This is a genomic window from Helicobacter ganmani, from assembly GCF_003364315.1.
Classification (GTDB): domain Bacteria; phylum Campylobacterota; class Campylobacteria; order Campylobacterales; family Helicobacteraceae; genus Helicobacter_D; species Helicobacter_D ganmani.
The window spans coordinates 229,961-245,383 of sequence record NZ_NXLS01000001.1; the positions used below are offsets into that span (position 1 = coordinate 229,961).

At 36.5% G+C, this 15,423-nt stretch carries 12 protein-coding genes; 1 reads left to right on the forward strand and 11 read right to left on the reverse strand.

The window, feature by feature from the left end; all coding sequences use genetic code 11:
• Window positions 1-31 precede the first annotated feature (31 nt).
• From CQA43_RS01115 to CQA43_RS01155, 9 genes are all read right to left on the reverse strand, one after another.
• Window positions 32-1,435 (reverse strand): SLC13 family permease, encoded by a 1,404-nt coding sequence (locus tag CQA43_RS01115; RefSeq protein ID WP_115550767.1) that lies wholly within the window; start codon window positions 1,433-1,435, stop codon window positions 32-34.
• 46 nt (window positions 1,436-1,481) lie between these two features.
• Complete coding sequence (locus CQA43_RS01120; RefSeq protein WP_115550768.1) at window positions 1,482-2,915, reverse strand: type I restriction-modification system subunit M; 1,434 nt, start codon at window positions 2,913-2,915, stop codon at window positions 1,482-1,484.
• Window positions 2,916-2,927: 12 nt separating this feature from the next.
• The gene (gene mazF, locus CQA43_RS01125) at window positions 2,928-3,263 is read right to left on the reverse strand and encodes an endoribonuclease MazF (protein WP_115550769.1); all 336 of its coding nucleotides are present in this window, start codon (window positions 3,261-3,263) and stop codon (window positions 2,928-2,930) included.
• Entirely contained in the window at window positions 3,263-3,499 is a 237-nt protein-coding gene (locus CQA43_RS01130) for an AbrB/MazE/SpoVT family DNA-binding domain-containing protein (RefSeq protein WP_181881586.1), read from the reverse strand. The genes mazF and CQA43_RS01130 overlap by 1 nt, the downstream gene beginning before the upstream one ends.
• A gap of 71 nt (window positions 3,500-3,570) precedes the next feature.
• A complete protein-coding gene (locus tag CQA43_RS01135) occupies window positions 3,571-4,893 on the reverse strand; it encodes a restriction endonuclease subunit S (RefSeq protein ID WP_115550771.1) in 1,323 nt (440 codons plus the stop codon).
• Window positions 4,883-7,258, reverse strand: a complete 2,376-nt coding sequence (locus CQA43_RS01140; RefSeq protein ID WP_115550772.1) for an AAA family ATPase — start codon at window positions 7,256-7,258, stop codon at window positions 4,883-4,885. The genes CQA43_RS01135 and CQA43_RS01140 overlap by 11 nt, the downstream gene beginning before the upstream one ends.
• Window positions 7,259-7,384: 126 nt before the next feature.
• Window positions 7,385-8,107 carry a DUF3037 domain-containing protein gene (locus CQA43_RS01145; RefSeq protein WP_115550773.1) on the reverse strand — a complete coding sequence of 241 codons (723 nt, stop codon included), beginning with the start codon at window positions 8,105-8,107 and terminating at the stop codon, window positions 7,385-7,387.
• Window positions 8,100-8,903 (reverse strand): HipA family kinase, encoded by an 804-nt coding sequence (locus CQA43_RS01150; RefSeq protein WP_147290075.1) that lies wholly within the window; start codon window positions 8,901-8,903, stop codon window positions 8,100-8,102. The genes CQA43_RS01145 and CQA43_RS01150 overlap by 8 nt, the downstream gene beginning before the upstream one ends.
• Before the next feature lie 51 nt (window positions 8,904-8,954).
• The gene (locus tag CQA43_RS01155; protein ID WP_115550775.1) at window positions 8,955-11,684 is read right to left on the reverse strand and encodes a type I restriction endonuclease subunit R; all 2,730 of its coding nucleotides are present in this window, start codon (window positions 11,682-11,684) and stop codon (window positions 8,955-8,957) included.
• 78 nt (window positions 11,685-11,762) lie between these two features.
• Here CQA43_RS01155 and CQA43_RS01160 point away from each other — a divergent pair, with 78 nt between their 5' ends.
• Entirely contained in the window at window positions 11,763-12,791 is a 1,029-nt protein-coding gene (locus CQA43_RS01160; protein ID WP_115550776.1) for a lysozyme inhibitor LprI family protein, read from the forward strand.
• A gap of 59 nt (window positions 12,792-12,850) precedes the next feature.
• Here CQA43_RS01160 and CQA43_RS01165 read toward each other — a convergent pair whose 3' ends face one another.
• Both CQA43_RS01165 and CQA43_RS01170 read right to left on the reverse strand, forming a co-directional pair.
• Window positions 12,851-14,044: a lysozyme inhibitor LprI family protein gene (locus tag CQA43_RS01165; RefSeq protein ID WP_147290076.1), complete on the reverse strand. Its 1,194-nt coding sequence runs from the start codon at window positions 14,042-14,044 to the stop codon at window positions 12,851-12,853.
• Window positions 14,045-14,111: 67 nt separating this feature from the next.
• Window positions 14,112-15,419, reverse strand: a complete 1,308-nt coding sequence (locus CQA43_RS01170) for an arsenic transporter (protein WP_245944178.1) — start codon at window positions 15,417-15,419, stop codon at window positions 14,112-14,114.
• Window positions 15,420-15,423: the final 4 nt, after the last annotated feature.

A 15,423-nucleotide genomic window follows, 5' to 3' on the forward strand; every position in this document is an offset into this window, starting at 1 on the left:
ACCCTTATTTATTCAATAGAAAGGAGTTTCCCTACAAAAACCAACGCCAATAAAGCATACCAAAAATAATAATTAGCACGATTCCAGCCAAACTTAAAAGAATCCCAAACCGAAACATATCCCAAACTTTTACCCCACCCTTGCTAAAAACTATTGCATTAGGAGGAGTAGAAATGGGAAACATAAAGGAAAATCCCACACAAATGGTGGCAATGAGCATCACCAAACTTTGCATTTGCAGGTCTAAAAAGTCTTTTGTGGAAGCAAAAATCGCAGAAAGCAGAATCGCAATCAACGCCGTAGAACTAATAAACATCGTCAAACACAAAACCAACAAACACACGCAGAGCAAAAAAACCAAAAGAGGTAGAGAGCCAAAATACTCAAAAACAGGCTTAAAAGCATCTCCTAATTGCATTTTTGCAATCGCCATAGCGATACAAAATCCAGCACCAAACAAAAACATCACTTCAAAGGGAACTGCCTTAGAATCCTCCCAACGCAAACAACCAATTTTTGGAACAAACATCAAAAGCCCAAAACTAAGCAAAAGGATATTTTCATTAAACCCCAGCCCGCTATAAATTGGCTTGATTGGGGAATTCAATAAAAGCAACAAGAGTAAAACGCCGATTAAAAACATCAACTTTTTATGCTCAAAAGTTATTTTAATCTCCTCAAATGCGTCAATTTTCAGTTCCTCACTTCCAAGATTCCAAGAAAGAATCTTAATCATCACATAAAGCATACATAAAGTCAAAGGCAACATCATAAAAATCCAAGTCGCAAACCCAATGCTTTCAAAGTGTATTGTCTCTAAAAAGCCTAAAAAGATAAGATTTGGTGGTGTGCCAATCGGCGTTGTGATTCCGCTAATACTCGCCCCAAAAGCAACAGCAAGCAAGAATCTGCTTTTTAAAGCCTCATCTTGTGTGATAGAAAAAGCAATGGGGATTAGCAAAAGTGCCACCGTGGAATTAGACAACACGCTACCAAGTGCTACGCTAGCCACTCCAAGCGCAGTTAAAACTCCTTTGGGAGTTGCAGGAAAATAGCTTAAAAATTTCTTTGCGATGATTTTATGCAAGCCAATCTTTTCTACACCAATAGCAAGCATAAATCCACCCAAAAACAAGAAAATGATAGGGTTTGCATAGTTACTCGTTGCACTTTTTACATCTAAGATTCCAAAAGCCGGAAACAAAATAATGGGCAACAAAGAAACAATGCCTAGAGGCAAAGACTCATTAATCCATAAGGTAATAAGCAAAAATAAAATCCCAATAAACGCCCCCACCTCAAAAGAAGCTGCAAAGTAATAAATACTCAAAAAACCTGCCAAAAAAGCACAAAAAATCGCTAAACTCAAGCCCGATAAAATCTGAAAATTCGTTTTAAATCTTAGTTTTTTGTGCAGTCTCACCCTTAATTTCATTGAAAACCTTTTATGTGTTGATTAGGTAAAATTGTAACATACAATGCTAGTTTAATTCTCCCTCCAATTGAGACATCTCCTTTAAAACTAAATTCAAACCTGCACGAATCTCTTTCATTAATTCTTTTGGGCTTGGTAGATTCTCCAAATCCTCTAAACTCTCATCTTTTAGCCAAAAAATATCTAAATTCATCTTATCGCGCTGCTTAATCTCCCCAATGCCAAACGAGCGAAATCGCTCACTCTCCTTGCGATTTTCCATTGCCCCCACGCAAAAACAAGATTCAAACTCCCTTAAATGCTCCGCACTTAAAGGACTTGTTACAAGGCTTAGATTCATATTCGTGCGCATATCATACACCCATACTTTTTGTGTGGAATCCTCACTTGTTGCCACTTTGTCAAAAAATAGCACATTTGCTTTCACCCCTTGCGCGTAAAAAATCCCTGTGGGCAGTCGCAAAATCGTATGCAGATTGAAATCCTCTAAAAGCTTTTTACGCACTTTCTCCCCCGCTCCCGCTTCAAAAAGCACATTATCGGGTAGCACCACCGCCGCTTTACCCCCGATTTTTAAAAGATTCATAATGTGCTGCAAGAAATTGAGCTGTTTATTAGAAGTCGTGGCGAAAAAGTCCTCGCGGTTGTATTCGTCCTTTTGGCTTTTCACCTTGCCATTTTCGGCTAAAATCTTAGTCGCCGACTTCTTGCCAAAGGGCGGATTGGTTAGCACCCTATCAAACCGCCGATTGCCTAACTCACTTAGAGAATCCCCAATCTCTATAATGCCTCCCTCGCCTCCGATTCCGTGCAGATACAGATTCATCGCGCACAAAGACGCCACTAAAGGCGTAATGTCCTTGCCATAAAGCCTCTCATTTCGTAAGCATTTGAGCTCCTCTTTGTCTTTCGTCTGTGCTTTCATCACCTCATACGCACTTAACAAAAATCCACCCGTCCCACACGCAGGGTCGCACACCTCCATATTGGGCTTTAGCTCCATTAGCTCCACAATAGAATCTATCAGCACTCTAGGCGTGAAATACTGCCCCGCTCCCGCCTTTGTCTCTGTGGCGTTTTTGGCAAGTAGTCCCTCATAAATCGCACCTTTTACATCTACATTCAAGCCTAGCCAAGTCTCACTATCCATAAGCACAAAAAGTTTTTTGAGATTCGCGGGTTCTTTGATTTTGTTTTGCGCATCATTATAGATAAGCCCTATCACGCCCTCACTCTTTGCAAGTTGCGCTAACGCGGCATCATACGCACTCTCTAGCTCCAACCCATCTAAGCGTATCAATCTCTCCCATTTGCAGCTTGTAGGGATTTTGCTACTCTCTCCGATACTCTCCCGCTCACTTTCCATTTTCAAAAACAGCAGATAGCTTAACTGCGCGACATACTCGGTATAACTCACGCCACTATCACGCAAAATCGTTGCGAAATTCCACACCTTTGCGACAATCGCCTTTTCACTCATTTTTACCCTTTTTTAAATCCCAAGCAACAAAGCAAGATTGCATTTTACTTGCTCTAGCACTTCCTTTTCACACTGCTTTATAAAGTTCGCTCCCCTCGCCTTAAAATCTACATTTCTTAGCTGGTCGCTTAAAATCACTCCCTCTTTATCTCCAACCGCACAAGGCACTTCAAAAGGATAGCCTTTTATTTTGCTCGTAAGAGGCACACAAAGGCACAAACCACTTTTTTGATTATATTCCTTTGGACTTAGGACAAGTGCTGGTCTTTTACCTCTTTGCTCGTGCCCGCTCTGCGGAGTGAAATCAAGCCAAATCAAATCACCACTTTGAGGCACATAGTTTGCCATTACCATTCCTTGCCTATTGTGTCGTTTTCCCAAACGCTGTCTATATTCAGATTCCTTTTATTCATCGCTTTGCATATTTGCTTTAAATCCTTTTGTTTTTCAATAATGAGCCTTTCATCTTGAATACTAAGTTTGAGCTTAGAATCTTGATTGAATCCCAAGTTTTCCAAAAAACTACTAGGAATACGCAAAGCTAATGAATTTCCCCATTTATTGAGTTTGACTTCACTTGTCATACTTTCTCCTTGTATCATTGTTGATACAATTATACATTATAATTTCTTAAATGATTCAAGCTTGTGTTGCTTTACACCAGCTCACCCTTAAAGGCTTGGTTTAAAAGTGAGGATTTGAGCCTTTGGAGATTTTCTAGGCTTGCATTCACAAACTGCGCTAACTTCTCCAAATGCGCAAATTTGGATTCTAAAATTTGCACGATTTGATTTTGGGTTGCAAGGGGTGGGAGAGGGATAGGAAGTTTTGAAAAACTTGCAGCGGAAATTTCTTTAAAGGTCGTCCCACTTGCAACACTTTCTGCCAATCTTTTAGAATGCAATAAAAAATAATAAATATATTCACTGCTCACATTGCCATTAGGGATTAAATTCTTAAACCCTTGATTTGTGCATAAAGCATTTGAAGCAATCGCAACATACCCAATCGGTGCTCTTGATGAAAAAAGAATAGAATTTGGGGGCAAAAGTCTAGCCGATGAGTTTTTTAAACCTTGTTCGCTAAGGTTTCTTTTTCCTTTTGAAATATATTTTTCTTTATAACCCGATAAATCTGCGGGTGTAATCCAAGCAATTTCTCCATCAAAATTATCTTTGTTGCTTGTGGAGGGAGTGCCACCTGAAATAACCTTGCCTATCTCACCAAGTGTTTTAATTTCCCAACCTTGCGGAATTTCTGTTTTTATGAGAGGGTGGGGAGGCTCAAATGGCAAAGTCTCTCCCTCCACCCCGACAACGCTTTTTAAGGTTTGCACTTCGTGCGATGAATTTTGAGATTCTGTGAGCTTGCCACTAAAGGCGCAGTGGAGCAAGGAGGATTTAAGGCGCGGAATGTTTGTTTGCACCGACTTAAGATGACGCACTGCCTCATCAATATGTGCAAAGGCATTTTCTAGCTTCTCCACTATGGCTTTTTGGGTTTCAAGGGGTGGGAGGGGGATAGGGAGTTTTGAAAAATTTGTGGCGGAGATTTCTTTAAAGGTTGTCCCACTCGCAACACTTTCTGCCAATCTTTTGGAATACAATAAGAAATAATAAATATATTCACTGCTCACATCATCATTTGGAATTAAATTCTTAAAGCCTTGATTTGTGCATAAAGTATTTGAAGCAATCGCAACATACCCAATAGGCGCTCTTGATGAAAAAAGAATAGAATTTGGGGGCAAAAGTCTAGCCGATGAGTTTTTTAAGCCTTGTTCGCTAAGATTTCTTTTTCCCTTTGAAATATATTTTTCTTTATAACCCGATAAGTCTGCGGGTGTAATCCAAGCAATTTCCCCATCAAAATTATCTTTATTGCTTGTGGAGGGAGTGCCACCTGAAACAACCTTACCTACTTCCCCAAGTGTTTTAACTTCCCAACCTTGCGGGAAATTGTGAAAATTATTTATCATTATTTATATCCTCACCTTTACCTATGCTTTTTAAAAGTGCATTAAATTGTTCTTTATCGTCTTTTAATCGTTCAATAACCATTTTAGCAACCTCTTGTATCTCTTGCAAATCTATCGGCATTGTGGCTCTAATAGTGGTTTCTTCTAAATGAGAAAATTCATTAATGATTCTATTTACAAAACTAGCTTTTTGATAGTCTTTAAAAAAATATTTATATTTTTCTATCAAATTTTCATTGCTTGGATATTTGAAAAATAAATAATAATCTAAGAATTTTCTAATGTTATTTGCAACATTATAATAAGCATCTAATGTAATATCGCTAACCACCTTAGATTCGGCACATTCTAAAATTTTTTTAAAAAGATAGTTAAACTCTGTAATATATTTTTTTATATGGAGTGGCAATTCTTTAATGGTGCTTGATTGTTGCTTTTCTATTAAAAACATTGGTGTTTTTTTATTATCACGCCATTGAAAGTCTGTGAGACTCTTTAAATATCTTAAAAAATCTAAATTATGCGTAGAGATGAAAAGTTGAGTGTAGTTTTTAGGCTTTGCGATTTGGCTTTCAATCAAAGAAAAAATAAAAAAGATGTGGTTGCTATCCAAGCTGCTAATGGGGTCATCTATCCAAATAATAGGCTTTTTATCTTTAGTGGCTCTATCTTGTAATTTGGCTACAAAATAACAAAAGGCTAAAAGACTGCATTCCCCCTCGCTTAGGTTTTTTGCTGCTTCATTGTTTCTGTGAATTTTAAACTCGCCCTTTTTCTCGGGGATAGATTTAAATTCAAGCTGATTGTTTCCAAAGAAAGATTTAAGGTATTCGTTTGCTTTATCCGCTCCTGTTTTTTCATCACTTAAAGAATCTTGCAGTTCTTGAATTTCTTTTTTTATTTTTTCTATCTCTTGTTCTTTATCTTTTATCTCTTTGTCTTTGATTTTTAGGGTATTTTCTAGCTCTTTAATTTCCTCTTGCGTTTTAAAATAATCTATATTATCTATAAATCTTGCTACTTCATCTAACCTTAGTGCTTTTCTAGCGTTTTCTTGGTCTTGCTCTAGGGTTTTTGTTTGTTTGTTATTTTGGGTGCATAAATCTTTGATAGAATTTAGAATTTGTTGAATCTCTCGGGAATTGTCTGTTACCTCGTGAAAAATAATATTTGGATTATAAATGCCTTTTAACTTATCCTCTAAATTCTGCCTTAATTGCCGCAGACTGCTATTGTTATAACTCCTTATTGCCGATTCTAAATTAGTTTTATACTGATTAAAATCCTCTCGGAGGTTTTTATAAAAACTCTGAGATTCAATTTTTTGCACTTTCTCTAAAACTTTTTCAGAATCTTTTTCCATACCTTTTATTTCTTCAAGATATGCGTTGATTTCAGATTTCATTAGGTCTGTTTTATCATCTTTAACATTTTCTAAAAGCCATTGGATTCTCTCTTGAGTAAGGGTATTATTGCAAAATTTGCATTGTTGCGTATCTTTTGAATGTTCGTGCAACTTCAAACCCTCATCAAGCCAACTTCTAAGCTGATTTTCTATATTTTGTTTTGGAGTGATTTTGGTTTCTATTAAAATTCTGCTTTTTGTAATAAACTCTGAAAAACGATTGACATTAAAAGATATTTCAAAGTCTAAGGATTGCTTTATCTCATCACTAATTAAGGCTTCTTTGGTTTGTTTTTCGTGAGATTCAAGAATGAAATTTGAATTTGGTGTTTTGATTGTTTCAATATCTTTTCTAATATTTCTAATATCATAATTAGTTCCTTGTATTACAAAGTTTGAATTTGATTTTATTTGACTTGCTTTTTTGCTAAGCTTTTCATCTTGATTTTTTGTTTTAATTTTATCTAAAGTATCAGCTTTTTCTTTATTTAAATCCTGCAATTCCTTATATAAACCACTGACAAAAATATTGTTTTCTTTATTCTCTTTCTCATTTCCAAGTTTGTTTTGCAATTCTTGTATTTTAGCTTGAGTTTTCTTGTTTTCCTCGCCCACAATAACAGAAGCAAAAGCTTTAATATCCCCTGCCTTATCATCAATTAAGAATCCTAGATTCTCTTTTACAAAATCTTTGTTATACACCCTAATTACTAAATCATTATTAGCAATATCATCTTGAGTTAAAGGGGGTGCATTCTCTTTAATTTCAATCTGAAAAGTAGAACCCACATAATCACTATGTGGATTCTTAACTTCAAAACTCCTTAGAATCCTTGATAAAGTTGTTTTTCCTGAATAATTACGCCCATAAAAAATATTTAATTTTTGAAATTCCTGCAAATTATCCCAAGAAAAATCTTGATAAGAACCATAATTTATTTTTGAAAATTTTTTAATCATTTTTTCCTCCTTACCCCACCAATGCCAAGCTTAACTTTCCTTATCCCCTGCTAACTCTTGTAACCTCTCTACCAAAACCACCACTTGTGTATAAGGCGTTTGCCTTTGTGCTTCATTTTATTTTTATTACGCAGTTTGTGAAATACTCTCAAAATACCTTTCACAATCTTCGTTATTTGAATAAGGAGCATAAGCAATATGATTGGGACTCAAAAAATCCTCTTTGCACGATTGTATCTCCGCTTCATCAGCAGAGACAATACCTAAAAGGCTGATATTCATTTTTGTATAATTTTTGTCTTTTAAGCTAAAATACATTAATTCTTGTATGTCCGCCTTATCATTTACACTGCCAAATCTACTATAATATTTCTTGCTTGTTATTTTATTAACGACAGAAAAAGAAAAATCATTACAAGATTCCAATAAAAGCTTATTTTGAAACTTCTTTTCATAGACAATTTTTGTTGTTTCATTGGCTTGTGCATATCTATCTTTTTGCTCTCTAACGTGAAACTTATAACCGATATAATCCTCATATAAAATATTTGCTACCTCATTTATATCTTGTTCGCTTACTATGGAATCTATCTCGCTAAAGCGTAAATGATTATCATACCAAGATTGTGCGTTCATCTCTTGCCTTATGCTTTCTAAGAAAAAAGGTAAGGCTTTTTTATCAATGGAGGGGAATTTAAAAAGGTGCTTGATATGCTCTTGGCTTTTATCAATATAGATTTGTTTTTTATTGCCTTGCTCGTCCCATAGCCAAATGCCAACATTAAAAAACTCATCACTTCTTATATGTGGAAAGTATTTTATCACCCTGTAAGTATAGATTTTACGCATTAAAAATCCTTTTTGATTGCTCTCTTTTGGCAATGATTTGTGCTAAATATTCTTTCTCCTGTGATTTTGCCTCAAATAAATGCGTGATTTTACAAATATTTTGGATAATATTATTTAACGCAACCTTATCAACTTTTGAACGCAAGTGCTTGATATTTTTTCTCTCTATTTCGTTAAAAAGATAATCTTTAAAGCAACATTTATCAAAATAGATTTCATTTGGACTAAACATTTTGGTTTTTGATTTTAAATCATCAAAAAGATAAAGTGAATCTAACGCTAAACCAAAATCAATCAACCAATATTTTTCGTTAGAATCTTTTAAGATATTAGGATTTTCTGTGCTTCTGTCTGTATTCATTAACCTTGCATCATAGTGAATGGTTAAGCGTTTAAATTCTTGTGTGAAGTTCCTTGGGGGGAGAGACTTACTTGCATTAGGTATAAATTCCACACCTAGATTCAAGCCTTTTGAAACTTTAAGGTTTTCATAAGCTTGTTTTTCTCTCTCGTCTTGACTATTTGCGAATTTCTGTGCTAGGCTAAGTGTCTCGTCATTGACTTCAAGGAGGCAAAACTTTGGAATATAAGAGGCATTTAAAGCATTTAGGTAAAGATAAGAAAAAATTTCAGCAAAAAGCTCTTTAGAGGAAGTGAAAGGCTCATCATTTGAATCAAAAGTTTTTATTCTTGTCTTTAAAATATAATCTTTTCCATCATCTGCAACAATATGCAACGGGCAAGTCATTCCATAGCCCATTACTCTTTGTATTTTGTTAATTAGCCTTCTTTCCACCACTCCACCACCTCAATAAAATGAATGAATTATATCTCTTTTTACTTAACCCTACCCCACCAATGCCAAACTTAGCTCCTCCACAAGACTAGGCAAAGAATCGTTAAAAATCGCTTTTGCTCTATAAATCCCGCCTAAGTCCGCGCAAATCTCTTGAATATCTTTGACTTCTGCACAGCCATTTGCGATAATGTATTCTTTGATAAGCTTCAAAAATGCCTCTTGCTCGGGGCTAAATGCAATGCCCTTTTTCTTACATCGCCCACGCCACAGATTATAACGCGCATTTGCCCCAATCGCAAAATCTTGCAACTCTGTATCAACTTTGAGTGCGTAACGCACAAGGGAGATGAGGTTGGTTAGGTTTTTGCTAGGATTCTTACTCACTTTGCCCTTATCGCGCAGTTTATACGCATTCCATAAGCTTGGAATATCCATAGAATCCTGCTTAAGCTTATGCGCTAACTCCTTAATTACCTCATAAGTTAGGTGGCGGTTTTTGTAATTTTGTGAGTAGATAATGCTTAGGGCGGTGATTTCGTCTTTATGCTGCAAAATAAACTCATTAAATTGCGCGATGAGATTCTGCGCTTTTTGCGTGTCAAATCCTAGCTCAAGCACAGAATCCTGCGAGATTTCATCAATATAAATTTTGCTCTTTTTTGCCAACTCTAAAAGCAGCTTGCAAAATGTGTCATTTGTGAAAACCTCTAGTGGATTGTGCGCCACCTCTGCCCTCTCTAACGCTTGTAAGGAATCCGCAAATTCTAAAATCTCTTTTGCGAGCGCACAAAGGCTTTTGCCAAAATTAAGTTCTTGCAAACTCGCATTGTCCTCCTTGCTTAAGCTTAACTCTAAACGCGTAAGCCTTGAAGCAAGGCTTAAAAGCGTGTCTTTGTCATATTCTCCTTTTGCCACACTCTCGCGCACAAGTTGCAAAAGCTCTTTTAAACTTAAGTGTTTCTTGTGCTCTAAGGGGCGCGAATCAATCTTTTGAGATTCACTCACGCCCACCGCGTCAATCACATAAAAACGCGTCTTGCAATCCGCATTTGGCGTAACTGCCCTTAAATCGTCATTATGGATACTCCGCACCCCGCGCCCAACCATTTGCGCATAATAACTCGCCGATTTGACATCACGCATAAAAATCAGCACTTCTAAGGGCTTAATGTCCGTGCCTGTGGCTATCATATCCACCGTAACTGCGATTCTAAACCTTTTGGAATGCCTAAAGGCGTTGATAAGCTCTTGTGGGTTTTGATTGCCGATATTGTAGGTGATTTTTTGCGCAAACTCATTGTCTGCATTAAACACTTCTCGCGCAAGACGCACGATTTCCTCTGCGTGATTATCATCTTTAGCAAAAATCAAAGTTTTGGGCAAATAGCTGCGCTCACGTTCGGGAAAAAGTAGGTCAAAGACTTTGTCTCTATAAGTCTCTAAAATCGTGCGGATTTGGCTAGGAGCAAGCACAGAGCGGTCTAAATCTGCTTTGGAATATTCTAAATCCTCCTCTAAGCTCTCATAGCCGATTTTTCGCGTGTCTTTATCGCGGAATGGCACTTGAAATTCCGCATTTGCTTCAATAATACTTCCTTGCTCGCTAATTTGGGTTTTAATCCTAAAGATTTCATAGCCCACATTGACTTTGTCAAGAATGGATTTTTCTAAATCATATTGCGCCACAATATTTTGAGCGAAAAAGCCTAGAGTGTGTTTAGAGGGTGTCGCACTAAGCCCGATAAGAAACGCGTCAAAATACTCTAGCACTTGTCGCCACAGCCCATAAATGCTGCGGTGGCATTCATCAATGATGATAAAATCAAAGGTATCAATGCCAATTTGGGGATTATAGGCAACTTCTTTTGTTTCTTTATCCTCATTTTCAAAGGCGGAGTGTTCCTCCTCTGCGCTATCAAACTCACTCTCTCCACGCAAGATAGAATACAGCCGCTGAATTGTCGTAATCACGACTTTGGATTCTGTGGGAATGTGATTTGTCTCTAAATGCACCACATTATAAATCTCGCTAAAATTCCGCTTGTCTGCACTTGGGCTGAAATTATCAAATTCTTTTTTTGCTTGTTTGCCAAGATTGTTTCTATCCACAAGAAACAAAATGCGCTTTGCTTTTGCTATGCTTAGTAGACGATACGCAAAATTACAAGCGGTAAAGGTTTTACCTGCACCTGTTGCCATATGGATTAATGCTCTTTGTTTGTTTTGCTTCAAAGATTTTTCTAAGCCCTCTATCGCGTCTTTTTGACAATCTCTTAGCTTTTTAGAATCTTGGCTGCTTAGTGCTGGGAGGTGTTGGATTCTATCACGCAAAGAAGTGGAGCTAAGTTTATCCAAAAGCTCTTTTGGCGTGTGAAAGGCAAAAATCCTCCTTGCGCGTGGGCTTGGTTCGCGTAAATCTGTAAAATAAATTTCACTCGCATTGCTGACATAAACAAAGGGCAAAATATCTTGATAAGAGGGAATATGCGCGGGGAGAGTATAAGCATAATTTTTGGCTTGATTTTCCGCCCCACTTAGAGACAAAGAAAATTTTTTCGCCTCTATCACTCCACACGCCTTGCCCGCGACAAAAAGCATATAATCTGCCTTTGTGCCATTTTCTAGGATAAATTCTTTTATGGCAAAATTGCGTGCCGCATTGGGTGTAGAATCTCCCAAAGTGCAATCCTTAAAATCTCTTAGCTCAAATCCCGCTAGTGATAAAAGCTTATCAATCTCTTCTCTTGCTTGTTGCTCTGGCTTTAAATCTTGTTCCAAACCTTGTCCTTTTTCTCTTTGCCTTATCGTATTTTACAATAAACTTGAAAGTTATGCGCAAGGAATCGTAACTATTTTTTGGTAAAATACTATTCAAAAAGCGCAAGCATAATAGAGCTAAAAGGAGTTCCTATAAAGAATAAGCATTATTTTTTAACAATCTCTTTGTTTGCAGTGGTATTTTTAGCAACTTCTAGCCTCGCAAGTCAAAAGGACACACCAAAACAAACACACACAAATCCTTATTTAAAATCTTGGAGTGATATAGAGAAATTTTTTGCAAGTGATTATTTCTATGCGCCACTTTCTGGCACATCAAGGCTAAGCAGCAACTTTTTTAGTATAAAGATTCTAAAGCACAATAAAAACACTTTACAACTAGGCTTTCTACTTGAAAAAGCAATAAATGGCGGGGCAAGGCTTAGGGAATGGGGGAATGAAGGCTCTTGTTATAGAGATAATGAGAGCAAAGATGAGCCCATTGCACTTTTAAAGCCTTTAAGCCCTACGCAAGCACAGATTCTATTCCCTGCTTTTCCACAATGCGCCCTTATGGCACAAAGAGATGCTCAATACTTATATATTAATATAGAGAAGCAAAAGGTAAATAAAGCCTGTGCGTTTTTAGAGCAAGAATGTGAGTTTGATGTGGGTGAAGAATATTATATCACTGATAAATATTATAAGCTTAAAGCTGGATTTGACTGCACAAAGGCAAGAAGTGCGAGCGAAAAGAGCATTTGTTCTAATCCTGCACTAGCTAACCAAGATAGAGAGAATAATACATTGTATTTTGGCACGAGGGGATGGATAGAGGGGATGGATTTAAGTGATTTTACATTGCCTCATAGTGAGGAATATATTGATATTTCTAAGCTTGACTCAAACCTACTCATTGCCTTGCAACAAAAATTAGATAAACAAAAGGGTTTAATGATAAAAAAACTCCTAAATATTCAAAGAAATTGCTTGAAAAAGCGAGAATCTTGCAAAGGAAATGAAGAATGTATTAATCAAGTGATGTATGAACAATTTATAGATTTAGGCGGCTATTCACAAGAATTCTTTTATAATGAAATCAATGAGGCTTTATGGGAAGTATTCTAATCTCCCGCACACTAATAAGATTCTATTGTTTCAATCTTTAAGGCGCAAAGGATTACTCTTTATCTTTTGATATTGGCATTTTGCACATAACCTACAAATCGTCTCATACTGCCATCTTCCTTGTAATTTTCCAAAAACCAAATTTTTGTGAAACCATAATGAGAATTTTTAGCCATTAAAACAATCGTCGCCTTATCATTTAAAATTGCGGTGTGAAGCACATTAGAGTTTAGACTAGGTTTCTCATAGATTTTTACCGCTCCTGTAGAACTAACAAACTCCATATGCACGCGTTGGGGAGTTTTAATAGTAGAATCGTCCTCATCATCTATAATGGCTTGTAGGTTACGTATCTGTTCATTATTTCTGATAAAAAGACAATAGGTTAGTGAGTCAGGCTTTTCTTGTTGATTACATACAAGATTACGTTCTTTTATCCATTCTAACTGCTCTTTTTTGAGCTTTTGCTTATCGCTTTTACTCCACGCAAAATCATAAATATAGTTATACATTTGATTAAGAATATAATCACCTCTTATAGTTACAAAACTATTGCAAATACCTTTTTCTGTCTTACTTAGCCCACTCTTAGCACAATTAAAGCTCGCGTTAAGAGGCGGATAAAACCCACTCAAAGTTCCTTGTGGCATATCTCCAATTTGACTTAAAGCCTCTTGCGGTGTATATTGATTTTTATTTTTCAAATAACAGACTTTAGAATCCAACAAGGTAGAAGAAGTAAAAGTAATGCCTTTTTCATTTTTAATAAGACTAAAATCTGCCTTTTGGCGACAAGATTCTTTGTCCTCCCCTTGAAATTCAGAACACATTCTTTCAAAATAAGATTCATTCGGTTTAGCTTGATGCGCAGAAACAAGAATCTCTATCCCCTCAAATGTAACTTCATTGCAATTTATGGATTCTCTTTTTGTATAAGCAGGATTTGTCTTTTTGGTAGTGATATGATTAAGTATGCAAGTGCCCTTACTACTATCACAATCATAAATGCTTAAAGCATTTTCTGCATAACATACACCCTCTAAAGGGTCGCATTGATTCAGCTCACCCCATATTCCCTCCCACTCACTCCTTTTGTTAAAATTTATCGTATCTTTACTAATATATTCACGCAATTCAGGTTCGTCTGCTATTTCACAGCACTCATTATGTGTAGCATATAGTTTTGCACCTACGCATAACAATACAAAACCCAACAAAAAAGTAAAGCTGCCGATAGATTTCCCCACTTGCATACCTCATTTTTTAAAATTAATTTTAGATTATACAACAAATTGCGGATATTTGAAATTTCCTCACTCTTTACACCCAAAAAATACAAGAAAAATACAATCCCACAATAGCACAAAACAGCACAACTGCACTAAAACAAAAGGCAAGTGCCAAATATCTAAAAATCGGAATCAAGATTCCATACCGCCTTAAGCTTACAAGCCATAACAGCGTGGCAAGCGAGCCAATGGGCGTGAATTTAGAGCCGATATTGCAACCAAGCAAATGCGCAAAGACCAAAGCCGAATCACCCACTTCTTTTAAAGCCAAATCTCCAAGCATTACCATAGGTAAATTATTAATAATACTGCTTCCAAATGCGCTTAAAAACCCAATGCTAAGGAGATTTAAGAATCTTTCTAACTCCATAATCTTCACAATTCCAATTTGTAGAATCTCCAACAATCCCGCATTTTTAAGCCCAAAAACCACAACAAACAGCCCGAGACTAAAAACTACCACACTAAAAGGCGATTCTTTAAGAAGCTGAAGCGGTGCAATTCTACCTAGTTTTATTCCATAACCCACTGCCAAAATTGCACAAAATCCGACAAAAAAACAAAGTGGAATCTCAAAATACGCTCCAATCGCCGCACAAATTGGCAAAAGAGCAAGCAAGACAAAACAAAAACAAATTCCAAATTTACTCAAAGATTCTTGCTTGAAATGGCTTGTTAGCACTAGTTTTTGGGGCAATTTTAACCCCAACAAACACCAAAAAACCAAAAGAGAAGCGAGGATTGCAAACACTTGCGGCAAAGCCATAAAGCGCAGAAACTCTGCAAAAGGAATCGCAAAAAAGGACGCAGTAAGGATATTTGTAAGATTTGAAAGCACAAAAAGATTGGAAGCAAAATCACTGATAAATCCCATAAAAAGCAAAAAAATAATTAAAGGCGCATAAAAATTCCCTCTTTTATGTGGGAAAAGCGCAAACATAAGAGGTGTAAGCACTAAAATTGCTCCATCATTTGCTAAAAATATTGCCAAAAATGCCCCAAAAAGAATTAAAAAGATAAATAGTTTCCAACTTTTGCAATAAAAGATTCTGCCCTTATCACTAGACTCTCTATTCTCTCCAGTAAAGCATAGAATCTTATAGGCTAAAAAGTCAAAAAACAAAATACGCTCTAGCGCAAGCGTCAAAACAATCAGCCCCACCAAAACCAATGTAGAATCCCAAACCATTATCCATACAAACCACACATCACGCAAATTTACGATTCCAAACGCCAAAGCAAACAATGCTCCAAATACGCTTACTAGCCATATCGGAATCCCAAAAGGACGCAAATAAATCGCAAGCATAACACCTGCAAATAAAAAATATGCTATCAAATCT

Excerpts from the sequence above, each read along its gene's own strand:
- CQA43_RS01115 (WP_115550767.1), bottom strand. The coding sequence starts at position 1,435 with ATGAAATTAAGGGTGAGACTGCACAAAAAACTAAGATTTAAAACGAAT.
- CQA43_RS01135 (WP_115550771.1), bottom strand. The coding sequence starts at position 4,893 with ATGATAAATAATTTTCACAATTTCCCGCAAGGTTGGGAAGTTAAAACA.
- CQA43_RS01120 (WP_115550768.1), bottom strand. The coding sequence starts at position 2,915 with ATGAGTGAAAAGGCGATTGTCGCAAAGGTGTGGAATTTCGCAACGATT.
- CQA43_RS01130 (WP_181881586.1), bottom strand. The coding sequence starts at position 3,499 with ATGACAAGTGAAGTCAAACTCAATAAATGGGGAAATTCATTAGCTTTG.
- CQA43_RS01145 (WP_115550773.1), bottom strand. The coding sequence starts at position 8,107 with ATGCGTAAAATCTATACTTACAGGGTGATAAAATACTTTCCACATATA.
- CQA43_RS01140 (WP_115550772.1), bottom strand. The coding sequence starts at position 7,258 with ATGATTAAAAAATTTTCAAAAATAAATTATGGTTCTTATCAAGATTTT.
- CQA43_RS01165 (WP_147290076.1), bottom strand. The coding sequence starts at position 14,044 with ATGCAAGTGGGGAAATCTATCGGCAGCTTTACTTTTTTGTTGGGTTTT.
- mazF (WP_115550769.1), bottom strand. The coding sequence starts at position 3,263 with ATGGCAAACTATGTGCCTCAAAGTGGTGATTTGATTTGGCTTGATTTC.